Raw genomic sequence first — 22499 nt, forward strand, 5'->3', positions numbered from 1 at the left:
CCGCATGACAATACAAGCTGGAGCCGATCCCATGGGAAGCCATTTTTCAACCACGGTCGCACAGGATCGCGCCTTCATGCAATTCATCGACGGCAAGCCGGCGGATGCGCTGTCGGGCGCGCGGCTGGATGTGGTGAGTCCCTCCGACGGCAAGGTCTTCGCCTCCATCCCGGCCGCCGCCAAGGCCGATGTGGATGTCGCCGTCAAGGCCGCACGAACAGCTTTCGACGACGGTCCATGGAGCCGCATGCCGGCGGTCGAGCGCGGCCGTTGTTTGACCCGCCTAGGCCAGCTGGTCGAGAAGAACGCCGACGAACTGGCGGCCCTTGAATCCCGCGACACCGGCAAGCCCGTCCGCCAGGGCAGGGCGGACGTCACCGCCACCATGCGCTATTATGAATTCTACGGCGGCGCGGCCGACAAGGTCCACGGCGACACGATCCCCTTCCTCGATGGCTACACCGCCCTCACCATGCGCGAGCCGCACGGCGTCGTGGCCGGCATCATTCCGTGGAACTATCCGCTGCAGATCCTCGCCCGCGTTGCCGGCGCCGCGCTTGCCATGGGCAACACGCTGGTGGTCAAGCCCGCCGAGGATGCTTCGCTGACGACGATCCGCATCGCGGAGCTGGCGCTGGAGGCGGGTGTTCCGGCGGGCGTGTTCAATGTGGTGACGGGGCTCGGCCGCGAAGCCGGTGCAGCGCTTTCCGCGCACCCGCTGGTCGATTACGTCACCTTTACCGGCTCTACCACCACCGGCACCGCCATCCAGCAGGCTGCCGCCGTCAACAACCGCGGCGTGACCATGGAACTTGGCGGAAAGTCGCCGCAGATCGTGTTTGCCGATGCCGACCTCGATGCCGCGCTGCCCGTGCTGGTCAATGCGATCATCCAGAATGGCGGCCAGACATGCTCGGCGGGCAGCCGCGTTCTCGTTGAGAAGCCGGTCTATGAGCGCGTGGCCTCAGCGCTGGCGGATCGGTTCTCCAGGCTCGTCGCCGGTCCGCACGACGCCGACCTCGATCTCGGCCCGCTCATCAATCCTGCGCAGAAGGAAAAGGTCGCGGGCATGGTCGATGCCGGCGAGCGGGCGGGGCTCAAGGTTCTCGCCCGTGGCTCGGTCCACGAGAATGCGCCGGAAGGCGGCTTCTACCATCCGCCCGTGCTGTTCGGCGATGTCGACCCGGCAGCGGCCATCGCGCAGGAGGAGGTGTTCGGCCCGGTGCTCGCGCTCTTCCCCTTCGCCGACGAGGCGGATGCCGTGCGGCTGGCCAACGGCACCGAATTCGGCCTCGTCGCCGGCGTGTGGACGCGGGACGGGGCGCGTCAGCATCGCGTCGCCAGGCGCGTGCGCGCCGGCCAGGTCTTCGTCAACGGCTATGGCGCGGGCGGTGGCATTGAGCTGCCGTTCGGCGGGTTCAAGAAATCCGGCCACGGGCGCGAAAAGGGATTTGAAGCGCTGTTCGACATGTCGGCAACCAAGACGATCGTTTTCAACCACGGCTGAACGCGCCGGATCGATACATCAGACCAAAAGGACATTGCATGGCACGGCTTGAAAACAAGGTAGCGGTAATCACAGGCGCCGCATCCGGCTTCGGCAAGGGCATCGCCCAGCGTTTCGCCGAAGAAGGCGCCAAGGTGATCGTTGCCGATCTCAACATCAAGGGCGCCGAGAAGGTGGCCGAAAGCATAGGCGCTGCCGCTATTCCGGTTTCCGCGGACGTTTCCCTGAAGGCCGATGTCGAGGCGATGGTCCAGGCCGCGCTCGACGCCCATGGCCGCATCGACATCATGGTCAACAATGCCGGCTACACCCACCGCAATGGCGACATGCTGCAGGTGGACGAGGATACGTTCGACCTGATCACCGCCGTCAACATGAAGGCCATCTACCATTCCGCGCTCTGCGTGGTACCCGTGATGGAAAAGCAGGGCGGCGGGTCCATCATCACCACGGCGTCGACGGCCGGCCTCAGGCCGCGTCCGGGCCTGACCTGGTACAATGCTTCCAAGGGGTGGGCGATCACCGCCACCAAGTCCATGGCCGTCGAACTGGCGCCGAAGAAAATCCGCGTCAACTGCCTGTGCCCGGTCGCCGGCGAGACCGGCATGCTCAGCCAGTTCATGGGCGAGGACACGCCGGAAAAGCGCGCTCAGTTCCGCGCGTCGATCCCGCTCGGCCGCCTGTCGACGCCGCGCGACATCGCCAACGCCGCGCTCTGGCTGGCCTCGGACGAGGCGGAGTTCATCACCGGCGTCGCGCTGGAAGTAGATGGCGGCCGCTGTATCTGATAGGTCTCTCGCCGCATCCAGCCTTCCACAGCTTGCTCCGGTATCGATGACCTATGAACAGATATACCTCTTCACCCTGCTCGGATTCGTGTTCGCGTTTCTGGTCTGGGGGCGGATCCGCTACGATCTGGTGGCTCTTGTCGCGCTGGTTGTCGCCGTCGCCGGCGGGGTGATCGAGCCCGAGCACGCCTTTGTCGGCTTCGGCCACGAGGCTGTCATCATCATCGCGCTGGTGCTGATCGTCTCCCGCGCCATGATGAATGCCGGCGCCGTGGAACTCGTCGCGCGCTTTGTCCTTTCGGCCGGGCGCCGGCTGTCCGCCCATATCGGCATCATGTCCGTCGTCGGCGCCGGCCTTTCGGCCGTCATCAACAATGTCGCCGCGCTCGTCATGCTGATGACGCTCGACATCGAGGCAGCGGAGAAGGCCAAGCGCCCCGTTTCCCAGTCGCTGATGCCGCTGTCCTTCGCCACCATCCTGGGCGGAATGATAACGCTGATAGGCACGCCGCCCAACATCGTCATCGCGCAGTTCCGGGAGCGGGCGCTGGGCGAGCCGTTCTCCATGTTCGACTTTTCGCCCGTCGGCATCGTCTGCGCCCTGGTCGGCATCGCCTTCGTGACGACCGTGGGCTGGCGGCTAATACCGCAGGTCGAGCATCGGGCTTCGGTCGGCGGCGGCGGCGATACGGGCCTGTTCGTGGCCGAGGCGGCGGTAAAGGAGAAGTCCGGTTCCATCGGCAAGCTGGTCAGCGATCTTTACCCGCTGGGCGAAGAGCACGACATCACCATCCTAGGCCTGGTCCGCGGTGGAAAGCGGCTGCCGGGTTTTTCGGCCGGCGAGGAAATCCGCAAGGGCGACCATCTGGTGCTGGAGGGCGATCCGAAGTCCATCGAAGCTTTCATAGGCGCCGCCGAGCTCGACGCGCCGGGCTCCGAGAAGAACGAGGGCCTGCGCGGCCGTTCGCTGACGCTGGTCGAGGCCATCGTCCCCGACAATGCGCGCATGGTGGGCCGCACGGCGATCGGACTTCGCCTGCTCTACCGTCGCGGGGTCACGCTTCTGGGCGTATCGCGCCAGGGCAAGCGCTTCCGCGAACGGGTCCGCAAGCTGCCGATCAAGCCCGGCGACGTGGTCCTGCTGCTGGGGCCTGAAAGCCGCGTCAACGATGCCGCCGAATGGCTGGGGGTCTTGCCGCTGGCGGAAAAAAGCCACACGGTGATCCAGCGCGGCAAGGCCTTCTTTACCATCGGCGTGTTCGCTGTCGCCGTCTTCCTTTCGGTCATGGGGTTCGTCCCGCTGGCCATCGCGCTGGCCGGCGCTGTCGCCGTCTACGCCCTTTTCAATGTCGTCGGCCCGCGCGAGGTCTACGAGTCCGTCGAGTGGCCGGTGATCGTGCTTCTGGCCTGCCTCATCCCGCTCGGTTTGGCGCTCGAGGAATCGGGAGGCACTGCACTGATCGCCGAAGCCATCGTCGCCCAGACCACGGCCCTGCCGGTATGGGCCATTCTCGCCATCCTCATGGTCGTGACGATGACCCTTTCGGACTTCCTCAACAACGTGGCCACGACGCTGATCGCCGCCCCCATCGGCATGTCGATTGCCGGTGCTCTGGACGTATCGCCGGACCCGTTCCTGATGGGCGTGGCCGTGGCCGCCTCCTGCGCCTTCCTCACGCCCGTCGGCCACAAGAACAACACCATCATCATGGGCCCCGGCGGCTACCGCTTCGGCGACTACTGGCGCATGGGCCTGCCGCTCGAGATCATCATCATAGTGGTGTCGGTGCCGTCGATCCTGTTCTTCTGGCCGCTTTAGATGTGAGCTTGCAGGAAGAGTGGAAGCCGGCTCCCGGTCCGCAATCAGGTAACATTAATAGGTCTTGACCTTAGCGCCGTCCGGCGCAGGGCGTCGCGCAGGAAGTCGATCACCACCCGCACCTTGCGCGGAAGGAAGGCGCGGCTGGGATACACCGCGAAAATGCCGGTCCCGAAGCTTGTGGCCGTCACGTCGTGTTCCGGAAGAAGATCGACCAGCCTGCCGTCTGCAAGGTCGCCCCCCACGAGCCAGTCAGGCAGCAGAGCCGGGCCGAGGCCGGCGAGGGCGGCCGAACGCAGCGCGCCGGCGGGCGTCATAACGAGGGCGCCTGAAACGGCCACCGTCTCCACATGGCCGGCGCCGTCCCGAAAGCGCCAGCGGCTTCGATAGGCCGGCAGGTCGAACAGGATGCAATTGCGCTCCGACAACTCGGCGGGCGCTGAAAGGGGATTGTCGCGCAGGTAGGACGGGCTTGAGACGACACGATAGCGCGTGTCGATCAGCTTGGTGGCGATCACGTCGCCTTCTATGTGTGGGGCAAGCCGGATGGCCAGATCGATCCGCTCACCCACGAGATCGAGATTGGCATCGCTGAAGAGGCAGTGAAAGCGCAGCCGCGGGTAGAGTGTGCGCAGTTCGGCTAGGAGCGGTACGATGCAGTGCTGGCCGAAAGTCACCGAACTCGTCAGACGCAATGTTCCGGCCGGCTCCTCCACCGTTTCGCGGACCTCGCTCGTCGCCAGCTCAAGCTCGGCAAGAACCGGTTCGATCCGCGCCAGCAGCCGCTCGCCGGCTTCGGTCAGGGCGACACGGCGCGTTGTGCGCTGAAACAGCCGGGTGGCCAGCTCGTCCTCGAGAGAAGCGATCGAACGAGAGACCGAGGAGGGGTCGACATGGCGCTGCCGCGCGACCGAGGCAAAGCTGCCGGCCGCCGCAACTTCTACGAAGAGCTGAAGATGGGCCATGTTCATTAATGCAAATATTGCACCAAAGCCATGCAGGTCAAAGCGTTTAATGCGACAAGCCCCCGGAGCATGCTGTCCGGGCATCAACACCGGAGACAGCCGACATGCACGATTTCCCGATCCATTCGCTCGATTCGGCGCCCGAGGCCTCCCGCGGTCTTCTGGCAGAAATCGAGACCCGTTGGGGCTTCCTGCCCAAGCTCCATGCCGCGCTGGCGGAAAGCCCGGCAGCGCTCAGGGCCTACGAGGCCTTGTTCTCCCTTGCGGAGCAGACCGGCTTCACGCCTGCGGAACGGCAGGTCGTGTTCCTTACGGTCTCCACGTTCCATGGCTGCGGCTACTGCACGGCCGCGCACACCTTCCTCGCTCGTCAGGCGGGGCTCGATGAAGGCGAGTTGCAGGCACTGCGCAGCGGGCGGCCCTTGACCGGGCGCCGGCTCGAATCCTTGCGCCGCTTCACGCTCGCCGTGGTGCGGGATCGGGGCGATCCGGGCTCGCAGGAAGTCGAGGCCTTTCTGAGTGCCGGATTCGACGAGGCCAACGTTCTCGATCTGCTCGTCATCATCGCCGCCAAGACCATATCCAACTACGCCAACCACATCGTCGGCACGCCGATGGAAGAGTTCATGGCCGATCCGGCCCTGGCCTGGAGTGCGGCATGACGCGGATCGCGTTCCTCGGGCTGGGGGCCATGGGCGCACGCATGGCGGGCCGGCTGCTGCAGGCAGGGCACGACTTGACGGTGTGGAACCGTAGTCCTTCGCGCGCCGAACCGCTGGTGGCCAAGGGCGCGCGTCAGGCGGCGACGCCCGCCGATGCGGCCGCTGGCTGCGACTTCTGTATTTCCATGGTGCGCGACGACGCCGCCTCGCGAGCGGTGTGGACCGGAGGCGACGGGGCGTTGGCGTCCTTGTCCGAGGCAAGCGTTGCCGTTGAATGTTCCACCATCGGGCCAGGCTGGGCAGCCGAACTCGCGCGAATGGCTGGGACATGCCGCATCGCCATGCTGGAGGCGCCGGTGCTCGGCTCGCGAAAGCAAGCCGATGCGGGCGCGCTGATCTTCCTTGCCGGCGGCACCGAAGCGGCGGCAGAGCGGTTCCGCCCGCTTGCCGCCGAGCTGGGCTCGGCCTGCCACCTTGTCGGCGGCACCGGCGCCGGTGCGGTGGCCAAGCTCATTGCCAACGGCTTGTTCGCCGCGCAACTTGCCGCCCTCGCCGAAATGATAGCGCTCGCGGACCGGCGCGGCCTTGACGCCGGGCACATGCTGTCCGTCCTCGCCGGAACTCCGGTCTTCAGCCCGGCCATGGGCGTGGCCGGCGCGGCGATGCTGGCGGGGCATTGGCAGCCGCAATTCCCGATTGAGCTGGTCGTCAAGGACCTCGGCCTGCTTGCCGAGGTCACCGATCCCGGCCCAACCCCGGTGGCCGATCGGGTGCGCGAGGTCTATCGAGCGGCGCTCGAGGAAGGTCACGGCGCGGACAACATCACCGCGATCATCCGGCGCTATTTCGGCGCCTGACGCCGATCCTGTTCTTCTGGCCGCTGCAGGCTGCTGCCGGCAGCGCTCACGAGCCGGCCGTGAAAGCGCCCCTGTTCGTCGCTTCGTCGGCAACCTTCTTGAGCGAATGTTCACCGGCTCCGGCGTAGGTTTCGCTCATGATGAGGTCCGAAAGCGGGAGCCGCTTGCCCCACCCCTTTGTTTCCAGCTCCGGCTGTGCGGCAAAGGCGGAGACCGGTCCCACGCAAAGATAGGCGACGGGCTCCACATGTTCGGGAATATCAAGCAGCCGCTTCAGCGCTTCCCGGTCCAGAATGCTGACCCAGCCGACGCCAATGTCTTCGGCGCGGGCCGCAAGCCAGAAGTTCTGCACCGCGCAAACGGTGCTGTAGAGGTCCATCTGGGGATTGTGCGAACGGCCCAGCGGCGAATTCTGCGAGCGCTGCCGATCGCAGGTGACCACCAGGTTGAGCGCGCTTTCGCATATGCCTTCCAGCTTCAGCGTGCGATAGAGGGCCTGGCGCTCCTCCGCGATGCGCGGCAGTTCCTGTTGCCTTGCCGCTAGGAAAAGGTCCCGCACCTGCCTCCGGCGCGCCATGTCCCGGATGATGATGAAGTTCCACGGCTGCATGTAGCCGACGGAAGGGGCGTGATGCGCGGCCATGAGAAGCCGCGCAAGCACCTCGTCCTCGATCGGTTCCGGCAGGAACTGGCTGCGTATGTCCCTCCGGGTGAAGATCGCGCGGTAGACCGCCTCGCGTCCAAGCATGCCGAAAGCCTCGCCCGAGTTCATCCGCTGTCCCCATTGTCGTACATTTCTTCTTGCAGGCGGTCATGCCCGCTCCCCCATAGGTCCTGACCCTAGATCCTGTCCCGCAGCGCATACCAGTTGAGCGCGAGGAACAGCAGGGCCGGCCGCAGCCGCGGCCCGCCGGGGAAGGGGGGTATCTTGAGCTCCTCGAACAGTTTCAGGCGGTCGCGATTGCCCGTCACCGCCTCCGCATAGAGCTTGCCCGTGAAATTCGACAGCATGACGCCGTGGCCGGAATAGCCGCCCGCGGAAACGACATTGGGCATGACCTCGCGCACGAACGGCTTGCGCGGCAGGGTGATGCCCACATAGCCGCCCCAGGCATGCGTGATCTCGACACCCTTGAGGTCTGGATAGACCTCGGCGATCTGCCTCCTGATCTGGTCCTTGATGTTCTGCGGATCGCCCTTCGAATAGATTTCGCGGCCGCCGAACAGCAGCCGCCCGTCCCGGGACTTGCGGAAATAGCGCACGACGAAGCGCGAATCGTCCACGCTCTCGCCCCCGGGAATGACGGGACTGTCGGGCCCCAGCGGTGCCGTTGCGCCGATGAAGGAGCCGATCGGCATCACATGCGCCGCCGTCACCGGCTCCAGCCCGCCGCAGTGGGCGTTGGTGGCCATCAGGCACTTGTCGGCGGTGATCGTCCCCCTCGGCGTTGTCACATGCACCTTGCCGCCGGCGGACTTGATGCCGGAGGCCGGCGTCTTCTCGTAAAGCTTGGCGCCCGCTGCCGCTGCCACGCGCGCCGTGCCGACCAGCAGCTTGAGCGGATGAATATGCCCGGTGCCCGAATCGGCCAGGCCGCCATGGTAAAGCCGCGAGCCGAGCCGGCGCGCCGCCTCGCCCGCATCCAGGAAGGTCAGATGGGGATAGCCGAAACGCTCGGCCATGATCTCGGCATGGGCCCGATAATGTTTCAGGTAGCGCTTCTTGTGAGCGACCGAAATCTGCCCCGGCATGTAATCGAGATCGATGTTGTTGGTTGCGGCGAAATCGAGAAGGTGCTGCTTGGCTTCCTCCCCCAGATCGAACAGCGCCTTTGCGCGGGTGAAGCCGAGCTCTTCCTCGAGGTCCTCCGCCCAGGCACGCTGGCCGGTGCCCAGCTGCCCGCCATTGCGGCCCGAGGCCCCGTCGCCGAAGCGATGCGCCTCGACCAGCGCGACATCGACCCCCGCCCTGGCCAGATGTGCGGCCGCCGAAAGCCCGGTGAAACCGCCGCCGACGATCACGACATCCGCCTTCACGTCGCCGTCGAGCGCCGGATACCCGGGCCGCTCGCCGACCGTGGCCTCATACCAGGAATAGCCGGGGGAGATGGGGGACTGGTAGGGCATGCTACAGGTGAATGGGGAATAGTGGATGGTGAACAGGCCCGGCCGTGCCGTTGCCGCACTCGTTGGAATCCGTCATTTCAGCCATTCACCATTCACCATTCACCGTTTGCCCCTCACACATTCAAAAGCAGATACTCTCGCTCCCATGGGCTGATAACCTGCATGAACGTCTCGAACTCCGCCCGCTTGATCGCGGCATAGGTCGTGGCGAAGGGATCGCCGAGGATGGAGACGAGCGAGGCGTCCTCCTCGAACAGCGAAACCGCCTCGAGAAGACCGCGCGGCAGCTCGATCTCGTCCTTGTTGACGGCCGTGCCGGCCGGCGCATCGGGCTTAACCTTCTCCAGGATGCCGATCAGTCCGCAGGCCAGCGATGCCGCCAGCGCCAGATAGGGGTTGGCGTCCGATGAGGGAATGCGGTTCTCGACGCGCCGCGCCGCGGGGTCCGAGCGCGGCACGCGGAAGGCGGTGGTGCGGTTGTCGTAGCCCCAGCGCGTGTTCACCGGCACGGAAGTGCCCTGCGTCAGCCGCCGGTACGAGTTGACGTAGGGCGCCAGCATGATGAGTGCGTTGGGAATGTGCCGCTGCAGTCCGCCGATGAAGTGGAGGAAGGTTTCGGTCTCTTCGCCGTTTTCCTCCGCAAAGACATTGCCGCCGGTTTTCAGGTTGACCACCGATTGATGGATATGCATCGCCGATCCCGGCTGGTTCTGGATCGGCTTGGCCATGAAGGTGGCGTAGATGTCGTGCTTCAGCGCCGCCTCGCGGATCGTGCGCTTGAACAGGAACACCTGGTCCGCCAGTTCCACCGGGTCGCCGTGGCGCAGGTTGATCTCGAGCTGCCCGGCGCCTTCCTCATGGATCAGCGTGTCGATCTCGAGACCCTGCGTCTCGGAAAAATGATAGATGTCGTCGATCAGCTCGTCGAATTCATTGACGCCGGCAATGGAGTAGCCTTGGCCCCCGCCGATCGGCCGGCCCGACCGCCCGACCGGCGGCGTGAGCGGATAGTCCGGATCCGGGTTCTTGTGGACGAGATAGAACTCGATCTCCGGCGCGACGATCGGCTTCAGCCCGTGCTTGGCATATTGCTCGACCACATTCTTCAGCACGTTGCGCGGCGTGAACTCCACCGCCCGTCCGTCCTGGTGCACCAGATCGCAGATCACCTGCGCCGTCGGGTCCGATTCCCATGGCACGACCGAGAGCGTGGAAAGGTCGGGCACCAGCTTCAGGTCGCCGTCGTCCTGAGGATAGGTAAAGCCGCTGCTGTCCTCCGGATAACCGCCCGAGATGGTGGTCATGAACACCGCCGAAGGAAGCGCCAGCGAGGTGTTGGAGGTGAATTTCTTGGAGGGCATCATCTTGCCCCGGGCAACGCCCGCCTGGTCGGGCGTGATGCACTCGATGTCCTCGATGCTGCGCCAGTCGAGCCAGGCCGCGGCTTCCTTCCACCCCTTCACGCCCCTGAGATTCTTCACGAAAGTCGGCGTGCGAACGCGCCCGCTTCTGCCGACGGTCCGGCTTTCCTTTTTCTTGTCCAGCATTAGGGCCTGTTGACATTCATGGTTGTGGTGTCGGCGCGGCGCTCAAGGCCAATGGCTAGGCGCGAAAGGCGTCGTAGTGTGAACCACTTCAAGCCTTTCGCAACAACGTCCATTGGGCTTGAGCGCCGCGTCCCGCAGGGATTTGGCCAGAATGGCCCTTGGCCGCAGCCTTCGTCGTCGAATATGCTCTGCATGTCCTTCCTCCTCAGGCTACGACCCTGGGCCATTCTGGTCAAACCGACACCGCAGCCATGAGTGTCAACAGGCCCTAATCACCAGGAGTGCTTCAGATGGCCGAGTATAGACGCGGGCATCCGGTAAAGGAAAGGGGCGTCCCGCTTCGCTTCACGGCTTCGGCTGGGTATGTTGCTTGATGACCCGGTCGATGATGGGCTGCAGGATATCCGGTGTGATCGGCTTCCCGGCCACCGTGTCGATCAGATATCGATAGGCATCCAGCCGTTCGGCCTCGCCGGGCCCGCAGATCAGCACGACACGCGGCAGGGCGGGAAAGGCTGTCCGCCTTCTCTGCGCGATCCCGTCGAAAAGAGCGTGCAACAGATCGGGAGCGGCTGCGGTGTCGATGATCACCAGACCCGGGTCGCGGTGCATGAACTCGCGTTGCGCGACTTCGGGGGTCACCGCTATCGCCTTTATGTAACACCGCTCGATCGTGCGGGAGATCACGATCCTGCTGATGGGAGAGGATGCAACCACAAGTGCAGTCTTCATGATTCCGTGCTTGTCAGGAGAACCGCATCGCGGGATGGAGACGGCACCAGGCGTCCTCGCGCATGTGGTGTGTTCATGACGCCACGTCATCCTGCCGTTCGATCGCAATGTCAGGTTGAAATCAGTTTCCGCATACTCCCCACATCCGCGATTTTGTCAACCCGTATAACAGTTCGTGCGGCAATCTGTTCCCATAAAGAAAAAAGCTCCGGCGTGGACGCGCGGAGCCTTTCTCGCACCGGGGGCGGGGGTGATGCAGAGCAATTCCAGGAAAAGGGGAAGCCGGTCTTCCGTCCGGAATTGCGCAAAATCAAACAGTTGGTTCAGCCTGGCGTTTCTGTGAAACGGTGAGCCGATCTAGCGCTGTGCCAGTCCGTTTGTGACGATCACCGGCACCAGCAGGTCGCCCCAGTTGCCGCCGCCGGCGTGGTGACGGGCCGAACGCACGAGCTCGACCGACACGCCGGCATCCACCGCCTTCATGACCGACTGGTTGAGACGGTGCAGATCGTTGGCCAGCATGCGGATGGCCGCCTGCTGGTCGTCGTTCATGGCCGATGCCTGTTCTTCGGCCCGTTCCTTGACGCGTGTGTTCGGTGTCATTTCGGTTCTCCTTATGGGACCCGCCGGGGTCTATTCGGCTGCCGGCCGGAACTGGTCATGCTCGGTCGATTCGCCCATGGCGGTGGTCGAGGACTGGCCGCCGGTGATGGCCATCGAAACGGCGTCGAAATAGCCCGTCCCAACCTCGCGCTGGTGCTTGGTGGCGGTGTAGCCATTGGCCTCGGCGGCGAATTCGGCCTCTTGAAGCTCCGAATAGGCTGCCATCTGCCTTTCCTTGTAGCCGCGCGCCAGTTCGAACATGCCGTAGTTGAGCTGATGGAAGCCGGCCAGCGTGATGAACTGGAACTTGTAGCCCATGGCGCCGAGCTCGCGCTGGAACCTGGCGATGGTTGCGTCGTCCAGGTTCTTCTTCCAGTTGAACGAGGGCGAGCAATTGTAGGCGAGCTTCTTGCCGGGGTGATGCTTGTGCACGCCGTCGGCGAACTTCCTCGCCTGTTCCAGGTCCGGCTTCGAGGTCTCGCACCAGATGAGATCGGAATAGGGCGCGTATGCGACGGCACGGGCGATGCAGGGCTCCAGCCCGTTCCGCACCCGGTAAAAGCCTTCCACCGTCCGTCCGGCATCGTAGTCGACGAAGGGCCGGTCGCGCTCGTCTATGTCCGAGGTCAGAAGCTTGGCGGCTTCCGCGTCGGTGCGGCAGATGACCAGCGAGGGCACGCCCATCACGTCGGCGGCCAGCCGCGCGGCGGTAAGGTTGCGGATATGGGCCGCCGTCGGGATCAGCACCTTGCCGCCCAGATGGCCGCATTTCTTTTCCGACGCCAGCTGGTCCTCGAAGTGCACGCCGGCGGCGCCGGCCTCGATATAGGCCTTCATCAACTCGAAGGCGTTGAGCGAACCGCCGAAGCCGGCCTCCGCGTCGGCCACGATCGGCGCGAACCATGTGTCGACCGAAAGGCCCTTGCCTTCGGCGGTCTCGATCTGGTCGGCGCGCTGCAGGGTCTTGTTGATGCGCTTGGCAAGCTCCGGTCCGGCATTGGCGGGATAGAGCGACTGGTCGGGATACATGGCCGATGCCGTATTGGCGTCGGCCGCCACCTGCCAGCCCGACAGGTAGATCGCCTTGAGCCCGGCGCGCACCATCTGCATGGCCTGGTTGCCCGACAGCGCGCCGAGCGCGTTGACGAAATCTTCCTCGTTGATGAGCTTCCACAGGCGGTTCGCGCCTTCCTCGGCCAGCGTGTGGCGGATCGCCACCGACCCGCGCAGCCGTTCGACATCCTGCACGCTATAGGGCCGATCGAGCCCTTCGTAACGGCCTTCGGGTGCACTGGGAACAAGTTTGTAAAAGTCGGTCATGAACGCCTCTTTGCATGGGTGTCTTCGAGAGCCTCGCGCATGTCTCGGCTGAAACATGGCGTCGGGTTCGTGACAAGATTTACGCTGCAGTGCAGAATAAGGCGAAGGGAACGGCGCCGTTGAGTCGGAAATTCGCGTTAGTTTGTCCGGCATTTGACTGAATGAGCTTGTAAATCTGTCAATCTTGTAAAGAGAATGGCTCGCACATTTGACCCGCCTGTTGTAAATGATTGTCAAGTTTCAGCGATCGCCGCGCCCCGCATGAGGAAGGACAATTGGCCAATCAGAAGATATTCGCCGGCCCGCGCATCAGGCGCATCCGCACCGCCAAGGGGCTGACCCAGACGGCGATGGCCGAAGGGCTCGGCATTTCGCCCTCCTATCTCAACCTGATCGAGCGCAACCAGCGCCCGCTCACGGTGCCGCTGATCCTCAAGCTGGCCTCCGCCTACCGCGTCGATCCCGACGAATTGCAGGGCGAGGCGGGGCTGTCGCTGGCGGCGCTGCGCGAGGTCTTTTCCGATCCGCTTCTTGCCGGCGAACTGCCGGGCGAGCAGGAACTGATAGATGTCGCCGAGGCCGCGCCCAACGCCGCTTCGGCCCTGGTCAAGCTCTACCGCGCCTACCGCGAGCAGGCGGGCCGGCTGACGGACCTTTCGGAAATGCTCGCGCGCGAAGGCCGCGCCACCGCGATCTCCGCCGCTCGCCTGCCCATCGATGAGGTGCGCGAGGTGCTGGAGCGCCGCCCCCATCATCTCGAGGGATTGGAAGAGGAGGCCGAGGCGTTTCGTCGGGTCTTGGGCGACGGCGAGGATTTGTCGGGCGCGCTCAGATCATGGCTGCGAAGCGAGCATGGCATCGCCGTGCGCGTGCTGCCCGTGGCCACCATGCCCAATTGGCGCAGGCGCTACGACCGGCATTCCCACCGGCTGTTCCTGTCCGAGCGCCTGTCCCCGCCCGACCAGCTGCGCGAGATCGCCATCGAGGCGTCGTTGATCCGGATGCGCGCGGCCATCGCCATCGAGGTCGATGCCCTGAAGCTGTCGAGCGACGAGGCGCGGCGTCTCGCCCGTTTCGAGCTGGCGCGCTACGCCGCTCACGCGCTGATGATGCCTTACCAGCCTTTCCTGGCCGCCGCCGAGCGGGCGCGCTACGACATCGACGTGCTGCGCTCGCGCTTTGCCGTCTCGTTCGAGCAGGCGGCAAGCCGCTTGACGACCCTGAGCCGGCCGGCAATGGGCGGCGTTTCCTTCTTTCTCATGGAGGTCGACGGCGCCGGCAACCGGCTGCGGCGTTGCGGGGCCGAAGGCTATCCGCACAGCCGGTTCGGCGGCGGCTGTCCCAAGCTGGCGGTGCATGCCGCCTTCGCCCAGCCCGGACGAATCTTGGTCGAGGCCGTCGAGATGCCCGACGGCGGCAGGTTCCTGACGCTGGCGCGAACGCTCGAGGGGCCGCACGGCGCCTTCGACGAGCGCCCCCGCCGTACGGCGCTGCTGCTGGCATGCGAACTGGCGCAGCGGGAGAAGCTGATCTATGGCGGCGCGTTGCCGGCCGCCGGCGACGGCGTGATGCCGGTCGGCCCCGCGTGCCGGCTGTGCGAGCGGACGGGCTGCCTGTCCCGGGCCGAGCCGCCGGTTACAAGGCCGCTGGGCCTGGACGAGATGGTGACGGGTCTTTCCGCCTTCGATTTCCAGTAGCGCGGGCCGCCGCTACTCCATCCCAAGGGGGCGCTCGCCGGCGAACAGCGCCCTGTGCGCCGTCAGAAGATCGGTGATGCGGTCGATGACGGTACGCACCTCCTTGCGATGCCGGTCGTCATTATGCGCCACCACCCATTGCCCTTCCTCGAGCGCCTCGATCGGCTCTCCCGCCCGCTCCATCAGCGGATCGCGGTCGCCGGCAAAGCAGGGCAGGATCCCCTTGCCGACGCCCGCCCGTATCAGGTCGCTCAGCATCCGCGGCGTGTTCGCCCATGCCGCCACCTGGATGTCTTCCTGCTCGTTGAGCCAGCGCGCCGAACGCGTGACGGCATCCTCCCGGCCGATCGCCAGCCATTCCTCCTCGCCCGGCCGGGCATGCGCGCGTGCGCGGAACGGCGCCTGCGCCACCACCGCCGTCTTCCGGGCAGCCAGGTTGGGGCTGTCCGGCGCACGGTTCCGGATGCCGATCTCGATTTCGCGGTGGGCGATGTCGAGTTTGGCCTCCGTCGTCTTGAACGCCAGCCGGAAGGGGTCGTCGGGCGACCACAGCTTGAAGATGTTCTCCGCAAAGAAATTGGCCGTCCACGTGCCGGCGGAAATCCTCACCACCGGCCTTTGCCCCTTGCCGCCGGACCATTCGGCGATGGGGCGGGCGCTCGCCTCCATCGCCAGCACGCGCCGCAGCAGGCTTTGGCCGTCGGCGGTCAGCGCGTAGCCGGTCTGGCTGCGGTGAAACAGCGGCCGGCCGACCGCTTCCTCCAGCGACAGCATCCGCCGTCCCAGCGTGGCCGGGCTCAGGCCTGTCTCCGCGCCCGCTTTCGTAAGGCCGCCGCCGCGCGCCACAGCCAGGAAGGATTGGAGGTCGTTCCAGTCTAGGTTTTTCATTGTTGAAAAGCATAATGCGGAATCGCCCATTATCAAGCGCCAATCGCCGGCCTTATGCTCCATCCACGAAATTCCGACGGAGATAATGATGATGGATTTCCTGCATGGGCTGGTCCTGCTCAACCACATATCGCACAAGACGAACGAGAACGATCGCCGGCCGGGCGGGGCCCAAAGGAGCCGGTATCGGCCGCGCCGCCTTTGGCGCGGCGTTGCAGGCCTTTTCAGACGATATCGACGATGACGTTGCCGACCGCCTGCCCGCCTTCCACCGCCTCGTGCGCCTTGGCGATCTCGTCGAGCCGGAACCGGGCCGCCACGTCGTGCTTGAGCGCGTTGGAGGCGAGCAGCGCCGTCAGCTGGTCGATGGCCCTGGCGCGCGCTTCCTCCTGCAATTCGTAGACCAGGAACACCTCGAGGGTGAGGCTGTTCCACAGCATGGCAGGGAAGGAGAGCGCGATGTCGCCGGCATAGTTCGAGCCGTAGGAAACGCACTTTCCATGCGCCGCCAGCACCCCTTGGGACAGGAGATCGGCGGTGCTGGCAAAATCCATGTCGATGATGCCGTCGACGCCCTTTCCGGCGGTCAGGTCCTTCACCACCTTGGCGACGTCCTTGGACTTGTAGTCGATCACGAAGTCCGCGCCCGCCGCGCGGGCCCGCGCCGCGCGGGCCGGTGACGCGGTCCCCAGAACGCGCGCGCCGCGCGCCTTTGCGACCTGCAGCGCATAGTGCGCGACGGAAGAGCCGGCGCCGATGATCAGAAGCGTCTTGCCGGGCAGCTTTTCGAGCCTGTTGACCGCGTGCAGCGCCGTCAGCGCCGGTATTCCGAAACAGGCGCCGGTGGCGTAGTCGACATGTTCCGGCAGCCGGACCGCCTGGGCCTCCGGCACGCAGATATACTCGGCGGCGGTGCCCGACGTCCGGCGCCATTGCCCGTTCCACAGCCACACGCGTTCGCCGATGCGCGAACGGCTGACGCCCGCACCGACGGCATCGATGTCGCCCGCCCCGTCGCTGTGGGGAATGATGCGCGGCCCGATCAGCGGGCGGCCCGCGCGCCCCTTCACGTCCGACGGATTGACGCCTGAAGCGTGGACCCGGACCCGCACCTCGCCGGCGGCGGGCTGGGGCGTCGGCGTCTCGCCCACCTCCAGCACGTTCCGCGCCGGGCCGTTCCGTTCGTACCAGGCAGCTTTCACGGGCGTCCTCCTTCGCCATTTCCAGCCGACAAGCTGCCGCACCCTGCTGCCATTGACAAGTCCGAGTGAAGCGGCGCACCTTTCCCGCAAGCGCAACAGCAAGACAGGCGTAATTTGCGACAGAGAGCCAACGGACCTGCCAAAACAGGCACGGGCGCCAGGATACCGCTTCCCCACAGCAAGCTCCCCGATACCGCCATGGCCGTCTCCGTGCCGGAAAGAACGTCCACCGGCTTCACCTCCGCCGAGCACGAGGCGGAATACGAGGCATTCGTCGCGGAGCACCCCGACCTGGAAGCGGTCGAGTTCCTGCTGGTCGACCCCAACGGCGTCATCCGCGGCAAGTGGGCGCCGGGCGACAGCTTGAAAAAGGCGTATCAGGAGGGCGTGAACTTCCCCATGTCCCTGCATGGGCTCGATGTCTGGGGCCGGGAGGTGGAAGAAACCGGCCTCCATATCGAGACCGGCGACAAGGACGGCTATTGCCGGGCGACGCGCGGCTCTCTTTCCATCGTTCCATGGGCCAAGCGCAAGACCGCGCAGGTGCTGTTGCAGACCTTCACGCCCGAAGGCGAGCCCTATATGGCCTGCTCCCGCCAGGTGCTCAAGCGCAAGGTGCAGGAGGTCAACGCGAAGGGTTTCTACCCCACCGTCGCCTTCGAACTGGAGTTCTACCTGCTCGATCCGGAGACCGATTGGGACGACGGCATGCCCGCGCCGGTCGGCGCCATGGCCGGGCCCGACAGGCTGCGCATGTACGGCCTCGACGACCTGGCCGAGCATCAGGATCTGTTCGACATGATCCGCGACGCTGCCGATGCCCAGAGCCTGCCGATCGACACGATCATCAAGGAAGCCGCGCCCGGCCAGTTCGAGGTCAATCTAAAGCATCGCGCCGATCCGCTGCGCGCCGCCGACGACGTGATCCTCCTGCGCCGCATCGTCATGGGCTGCGCCCGCGCCCACGGGCTGACGGCCACCTTCATGGCCAAGCCTTTTCTGGAATATGCCGGCAACGGCATGCATGTGCACGCATCCATCTGCGACCGCGACGGCAATAACGTCTTTGGCGGCGGCGAGGGGAGGGCGCGGCTGGAGTCGGCGGTGGCCGGCCTGCTCACCACAATGCCGGAATCCCTGCTCCTCTTCATCAACACCTGGAACGGTTTTCGCCGCATCACGCCCGGCTCCTACGCGCCCACCCGTGCCGTCTGGGCCGAGAACAACCGCTCGGTCGCCCTGCGCATCCCCGTCTCGAACGATGAGAACAAGCGCGTCGAGCACCGCATCGCCGGCGCCGACGCCAACCCCTACCTGGTCATGGCCGCCATCATCCAGGGCATGGTGGAAGGCATCGAGAGCAGGGCAAAGCCGCCGCCGCCGGTGGAGGGCAACGCCTATGAGGGGGACGGGCCGGCCCTGCCGGACGACATGGATGATGCGCTGCAGCTCACCATGCGCAGCCACTTCGTCGACCGTGCGCTGGGTCCCTTGCTCGCCAAGGTCTATCGCGACTTGAAGCGTGCCGAGATCGTCGCCTTCTGGGGAGAGATAACGCCGCTCGAACGCACGACATATCTTTGATGGAACAAGAAAATTCGCGCTTGTCGCATTCACGAAACGACAATAGGTTTTAACAAAACACGAAGCCGTCTGCCTGGATGGTGGACAAATAAGCATGCCGCAAATGGGAGTCACTCGATGATACGCAAGACCGCACTGCTTTCAGCAGTTTCCCTCGCCGCGACGGTTCTGGGGCTGAATGCCCACGCTCAGGACCGCGTCGTGAACGTCTACAACTGGTCGGACTATATCGACGAATCCATCCTGGAGGACTTCACTGCGGAGACCGGTATCGAGGTCGTCTATGACGTGTTCGATTCCAACGAGATCCTGGAGACCAAGCTGCTGGCCGGCGGCACCGGCTATGATGTCGTGGTCCCCACCGGCACCTTTCTCGCCCGCCAGATCCAGGCCGGCGTGTTCCAGAAGCTCGACAAGTCGAAGCTGCCGAACCTTGAGAATATGTGGGACGTCATCGAGAACCGCACCGAGAAATACGACCCCGGCAACGAATACTCGATCAACTACATGTGGGGCACCACCGGCATCGGCTACAATGTCGACAAGGTGAAGGAAGCGCTCGGCATCGACAAGATCGATTCCTGGGACGTCGTCTTCGATCCGGAAAAGCTTTCCAAGCTCAAGGATTGCGGCGTGCACATGCTCGACGCTCCGGCCGAGATGATCCCGGCCGCGCTGAACTATCTGGGCGAAGACCCGGACGGGCGGTCGCCGGAACAGATCGCGATGGCGGAGGAACTGCTGCTTTCCATTCGCCCCTACATCCGCAAGTTCCATTCTTCCGAGTACATCAACGCGCTCGCCAATGGCGACATATGCTTGGCCGTGGGCTGGTCCGGCGACGTCTTCCAGGCCCGGGACCGCGCCGCCGAGGCCGGTCAGGGCGTGACCGTCAGCTATTCCATCCCCAAGGAAGGCGCGCAGATGTGGTTCGACCAGATGGCCATCCCCGCCGACGCGCCCCACGTCGAGGAGGCGCATGAATTCATCAACTACATCATGCGTCCCGAAGTCATCGCCAAGGCCTCCAACTACGTGTTCTACGCCAACGGCAACAAGGCCTCCCAGGAACTCCTGGACGAGGAGGTGATCGGCGATCCGGCGGTCTATCCCGATCAGGAAACGCTCGACAATCTCTTCACCACCACGCCGCCCGATCCCCGCGAGCAGCGCCTGATTACCCGGACCTGGACAAGGGTCGTCACCGGCCAGTAATGGCGGCCGCGCCGGCCCGGTCTTCCGGGCCGGTCCCGCAGGGTCGATCAAGGTCTGCTGAGATTAAGGCTTGGGCTTAGGGCGCTTTTGATGGAATCGCTGGGCAGCACGAGACGGAGCTTCGCTCCATGGGCCGATCCGAAGGCAAAGCCCTATATCCAGATCGAAAACCTCACCAAGCGCTTCGGCGATTTCACTGCGGTCGACGACCTGACGCTCACCATATATGAGCGTGAATTCTTCGCGCTGCTGGGTGCGTCCGGCTGCGGCAAGTCCACCCTCCTGCGGATGCTGGGCGGCTTCGAGACGCCGAGCGCCGGCCGCATCCTGCTTGACGGGCAGGACCTGCGGGGCATTCCGCCCTACAAGCGCCCCGTCAACATGATGTTCCAGTCCTATGCCCTGTTCCCGCATATGAGCGTGGAAGCCAATGTCGGCTTTGGGCTCAGGCAGGAGGGCATGCCAAAAGGACAGATCGCCGAGCGTGTGGCCCAGATGCTCAAGCTGGTGAAGCTGGAGCAGTTCGCCGGGCGCAAGCCGCACCAGCTTTCCGGCGGGCAGCGCCAGCGGGTCGCGCTCGCCCGCTCACTGGCCAAGCGCCCCAAGGTGCTGCTGCTGGACGAGCCGCTGGGCGCGCTCGACAAGAAGCTGCGCGAGGAGACGCAGTTCGAGCTGATGGACCTCCAGCACGAGCTCGGCCTCACCTTCGTCGTCGTGACCCACGACCAGGAAGAAGCCATGACCATGGCCGACCGCATCGCCATCATGGAAAAGGGCAACGTGTTGCAGGTGGCCACGCCGCCGGAGATCTACGAGGCACCGAACTCGCGCTTCGTGGCCGATTTCGTGGGCTCGATCAACATGTTCGAGGGAAAGCTGCGCGAGAAGGGCTCGCGCGGTTCGCGCATTGTGCGCGCCGATGGCCTGGCGCTCAGCGCCGATGCCCCGGCCGATGCGGTGGTTGGCGAAAAGGTGTGGCTGGCGGTGCGCCCCGAGAAGATGAAGGTGTCGAGCGCCCGGCCGGACAACGCGGTCAACACGATGGAAGGCGAGGTCTGGGACATCGCCTATCTGGGCGACATGACGATCTACTATGTGAAGCTCGACGACGGCATGGTCGTCAAGGCCAGCACGGTCAACAGCCTGCGCAGGATCGGCGAGGAACTGACCTGGCACGACCGTGCATGGGTTTCCTTCGCGCCCGACGCCGGCGTCGTCCTGGCGCGGTAGGCGGCGATGAACCGGGCCCTTTCAGCCGTCTTCCGCCGCCTCGTCATCGCCGTTCCCTATGCGTGGCTGCTGGTCTTCTTCCTCGTCCCCTTCTTCATCGTCTTCAAGATTTCTCTGTCTCAGACCGCGATCGCCATGCCGCCCTACGTGCCGACCTTCGGGTTGGAGGAGGGCTGGAGCGGGTTCGTTGAGGCGCTCGGCGAGCTCTCCTTCGAAAACTACCTCTGGCTGTTCGGCGATCCGCTCTATGTGAACGCCTATCTGTCCAGTGTCTGGATCGCCGGGGTTTCGACGATACTCACGCTGGCCGTCGGCTATCCAATCGCCTATGGCATGGCCCGCGCGCCTTCCGGCGTCAGGCCGCTGCTGCTCATGCTCGTGATCCTGCCCTTCTGGACCAGCTTCCTCATCCGCGTCTATGCCTGGATCGGGATTCTCAAGCCCGAGGGCCTGCTCAACCAGTTCCTGTTCTTCCTGGGTGTGATCGACCAGCCGCTGGTCATCCTCAACACGACGACCGCCGTCTATATCGGCATCGTCTATTCCTACCTGCCGTTCATGGTCCTGCCGCTCTATGCGACACTGGAGAAGATGGATTACTCGCTGATCGAGGCAGCCGGTGATCTGGGCTGCCCGCCGCTGACCGCGTTCTGGAAGATCACCTTTCCGCTGTCGCTTCCCGGTGTCGTCGCCGGCTGCATGCTGGTGTTCATCCCTGCGGTGGGCGAGTTCGTCATCCCGGACCTGCTCGGCGGCTCGCGCACGCTGATGATCGGCAAGACGCTCTGGAACGAGTTCTTCTCCAACCGCGACTGGCCGGTGTCGTCGGCCGTGGCGGTGATCCTGCTCCTCCTTCTGATCGTGCCCATCGTCCTTTTCCAGCGGGCCCAGGCCCGCACGCAAGAGCAGGGACGCTAGCCATGGCCGGAACGTGGGGCAGGCTCAACATCGCCGCGCTGGTGCTCGGCTTCGCGTTCCTCTATCTGCCCATCGTGCTGCTGGTGATCTATTCGTTCAACGAATCGCGCCTCGTCACCGTCTGGGCGGGCTTCTCGACAAAATGGTATGCCGCGCTCTTCTCTAACCGGGGTTTGATGGATGCAGCCTGGGTGACGGCGCGGGTCGCCTTCCTGTCGGCGACCGTCGCCACCGTTCTTGGCACCATGGCCGCGGTGACGCTCACCCGCTACGCACGGTTTCGCGGGCGCGTCCTTTTCTCCGGCATGGTGTTCGCGCCGCTCGTCATGCCGGAGGTCATAACCGGCCTTTCGCTGCTCCTGCTCTTCGTCGCCATCAATTTCGACCGCGGTTTCGCCACCGTCACCATCGCCCACATCACCTTCTCCATGTGCTTCGTGGCGGTCGTCGTGCAGTCGCGGCTGATCTCGTTCGACGAGGCGCTGGAGGAGGCCGCGCTCGACCTCGGGGCGACGCCGGTCGGGGCCTTCTTCCAGGTCACGCTGCCGGTCATCTTGCCTGCCGTCGTCTCGGGCTGGATGCTGGCCTTCACCCTGTCCCTCGACGATCTGGTGATCGCCAGCTTCACCTCCGGCCCCGGCGCCACCACTCTTCCCATGAAGATCTACAGCCAGGTCCGCCTGGGCGTGACGCCGGAAATCAATGCCGCCTGCACGCTATTGATAGGCGTCGTCACCGTGGGCGTCATCGCCGCATCGCTGGTCACGAAAACGCGCGAGGTCCAGCGCCGGCGGGACGAGCAGCTGGCGGAGCGCGGTTGAGCTGGGCAGCGTCGTCG

20 protein-coding genes are annotated in these 22499 nt (G+C 65.0%); 11 read left to right on the forward strand and 9 right to left on the reverse strand.

From position 1 onward, the window contains the following. Nucleotides 1–31 precede the first annotated feature (31 nt). From NTH_RS14375 to NTH_RS14385, 3 genes are read left to right on the forward strand one after another with little or no spacing between them, the layout of a single operon-like run. Nucleotides 32–1507, forward strand: a complete 1476-nt coding sequence (locus NTH_RS14375) for an aldehyde dehydrogenase family protein (RefSeq protein WP_338531922.1) — start codon at nt 32–34, stop codon at nt 1505–1507. 38 nt (nt 1508–1545) lie between these two features. Further along, on the forward strand, nt 1546–2295 hold the full coding sequence (locus NTH_RS14380; protein ID WP_338530648.1) for an SDR family oxidoreductase: 750 nt from the start codon (nt 1546–1548) through the stop codon (nt 2293–2295). 46 nt (nt 2296–2341) lie between these two features. Beyond that, a complete protein-coding gene (locus NTH_RS14385) occupies nt 2342–4114 on the forward strand; it encodes an SLC13 family permease (RefSeq protein WP_338530649.1) in 1773 nt (590 codons plus the stop codon). 44 nt (nt 4115–4158) lie between these two features. Here the strand turns inward: NTH_RS14385 and NTH_RS14390 are convergent, their stop codons facing one another. Next, a complete protein-coding gene (locus NTH_RS14390) occupies nt 4159–5079 on the reverse strand; it encodes a LysR family transcriptional regulator (RefSeq protein ID WP_338530650.1) in 921 nt (306 codons plus the stop codon). Between the two features lie 104 nt (nt 5080–5183). Between NTH_RS14390 and NTH_RS14395 the strand changes: the two genes are divergently transcribed. Both NTH_RS14395 and NTH_RS14400 read left to right on the forward strand, forming a co-directional pair. Next, nucleotides 5184–5741: a carboxymuconolactone decarboxylase family protein gene (locus tag NTH_RS14395; protein WP_338530651.1), complete on the forward strand. Its 558-nt coding sequence runs from the start codon at nt 5184–5186 to the stop codon at nt 5739–5741. Beyond that, entirely contained in the window at nt 5738–6598 is an 861-nt protein-coding gene (locus tag NTH_RS14400) for an NAD(P)-dependent oxidoreductase (protein WP_338530652.1), read from the forward strand. Before NTH_RS14395 ends, NTH_RS14400 begins: the two co-directional genes overlap by 4 nt. A 46-nt stretch (nt 6599–6644) precedes the next feature. On the opposite strand, the gene bluB is transcribed toward NTH_RS14400, so the two are convergent. The 6 genes from bluB to aceA all read right to left on the reverse strand — a co-directional run bounded on the left by bluB (nt 6645) and on the right by aceA (nt 12927). Then, nucleotides 6645–7370 carry a 5,6-dimethylbenzimidazole synthase gene (bluB, locus tag NTH_RS14405; RefSeq protein WP_338530653.1) on the reverse strand — a complete coding sequence of 242 codons (726 nt, stop codon included), beginning with the start codon at nt 7368–7370 and terminating at the stop codon, nt 6645–6647. A gap of 68 nt (nt 7371–7438) precedes the next feature. Beyond that, nucleotides 7439–8725, reverse strand: coding sequence for an NAD(P)/FAD-dependent oxidoreductase (locus NTH_RS14410; protein WP_338530654.1), 1287 nt, complete (start codon nt 8723–8725; stop codon nt 7439–7441). Between the two features lie 113 nt (nt 8726–8838). After that, on the reverse strand, nt 8839–10272 hold the full coding sequence (locus tag NTH_RS14415) for a glutamine synthetase family protein (RefSeq protein ID WP_338530655.1): 1434 nt from the start codon (nt 10270–10272) through the stop codon (nt 8839–8841). A gap of 345 nt (nt 10273–10617) precedes the next feature. Then, the gene (locus NTH_RS14420) at nt 10618–11004 is read right to left on the reverse strand and encodes a response regulator (protein ID WP_338530656.1); all 387 of its coding nucleotides are present in this window, start codon (nt 11002–11004) and stop codon (nt 10618–10620) included. A 357-nt stretch (nt 11005–11361) separates the two neighbouring features. Continuing rightward, nucleotides 11362–11607, reverse strand: coding sequence for a hypothetical protein (locus NTH_RS14425; protein ID WP_338530657.1), 246 nt, complete (start codon nt 11605–11607; stop codon nt 11362–11364). A 30-nt stretch (nt 11608–11637) separates the two neighbouring features. Next, the gene (gene aceA / locus NTH_RS14430; RefSeq protein ID WP_338530658.1) at nt 11638–12927 is read right to left on the reverse strand and encodes an isocitrate lyase; all 1290 of its coding nucleotides are present in this window, start codon (nt 12925–12927) and stop codon (nt 11638–11640) included. A 275-nt stretch (nt 12928–13202) separates the two neighbouring features. Between aceA and NTH_RS14435 the strand changes: the two genes are divergently transcribed. Next, complete coding sequence (locus NTH_RS14435) at nt 13203–14624, forward strand: helix-turn-helix domain-containing protein (RefSeq protein ID WP_338530659.1); 1422 nt, start codon at nt 13203–13205, stop codon at nt 14622–14624. A 12-nt stretch (nt 14625–14636) separates the two neighbouring features. On the opposite strand, the gene NTH_RS14440 is transcribed toward NTH_RS14435, so the two are convergent. Together NTH_RS14440 and NTH_RS14445 are read right to left on the reverse strand one after the other, a co-directional pair. Then, nucleotides 14637–15512 (reverse strand): LysR family transcriptional regulator, encoded by an 876-nt coding sequence (locus NTH_RS14440; protein ID WP_338530660.1) that lies wholly within the window; start codon nt 15510–15512, stop codon nt 14637–14639. 224 nt (nt 15513–15736) lie between these two features. Then, complete coding sequence (locus NTH_RS14445) at nt 15737–16714, reverse strand: NADPH:quinone reductase (RefSeq protein ID WP_338530661.1); 978 nt, start codon at nt 16712–16714, stop codon at nt 15737–15739. 198 nt (nt 16715–16912) lie between these two features. On the opposite strand from NTH_RS14445, the gene NTH_RS14450 reads away from it, so the two are divergent. From NTH_RS14450 to NTH_RS14470, 5 genes are all read left to right on the forward strand, one after another. Beyond that, nucleotides 16913–18298: a glutamine synthetase family protein gene (locus tag NTH_RS14450; RefSeq protein ID WP_338530662.1), complete on the forward strand. Its 1386-nt coding sequence runs from the start codon at nt 16913–16915 to the stop codon at nt 18296–18298. 117 nt (nt 18299–18415) lie between these two features. Continuing rightward, the gene (locus NTH_RS14455) at nt 18416–19513 is read left to right on the forward strand and encodes a polyamine ABC transporter substrate-binding protein (RefSeq protein WP_338530663.1); all 1098 of its coding nucleotides are present in this window, start codon (nt 18416–18418) and stop codon (nt 19511–19513) included. A gap of 90 nt (nt 19514–19603) precedes the next feature. After that, on the forward strand, nt 19604–20743 hold the full coding sequence (locus tag NTH_RS14460) for an ABC transporter ATP-binding protein (RefSeq protein WP_338530664.1): 1140 nt from the start codon (nt 19604–19606) through the stop codon (nt 20741–20743). 6 nt (nt 20744–20749) lie between these two features. Further along, nucleotides 20750–21661, forward strand: a complete 912-nt coding sequence (locus tag NTH_RS14465; protein WP_338530665.1) for an ABC transporter permease subunit — start codon at nt 20750–20752, stop codon at nt 21659–21661. Between the two features lie 2 nt (nt 21662–21663). Further along, the gene (locus tag NTH_RS14470) at nt 21664–22482 is read left to right on the forward strand and encodes an ABC transporter permease subunit (RefSeq protein ID WP_338530666.1); all 819 of its coding nucleotides are present in this window, start codon (nt 21664–21666) and stop codon (nt 22480–22482) included. The last annotated feature ends 17 nt before the right edge of the window (nt 22483–22499 follow it).

Source organism: Nitratireductor thuwali (assembly GCF_036621415.1).
GTDB classification, from domain to species: domain Bacteria; phylum Pseudomonadota; class Alphaproteobacteria; order Rhizobiales; family Rhizobiaceae; genus Chelativorans; species Chelativorans thuwali.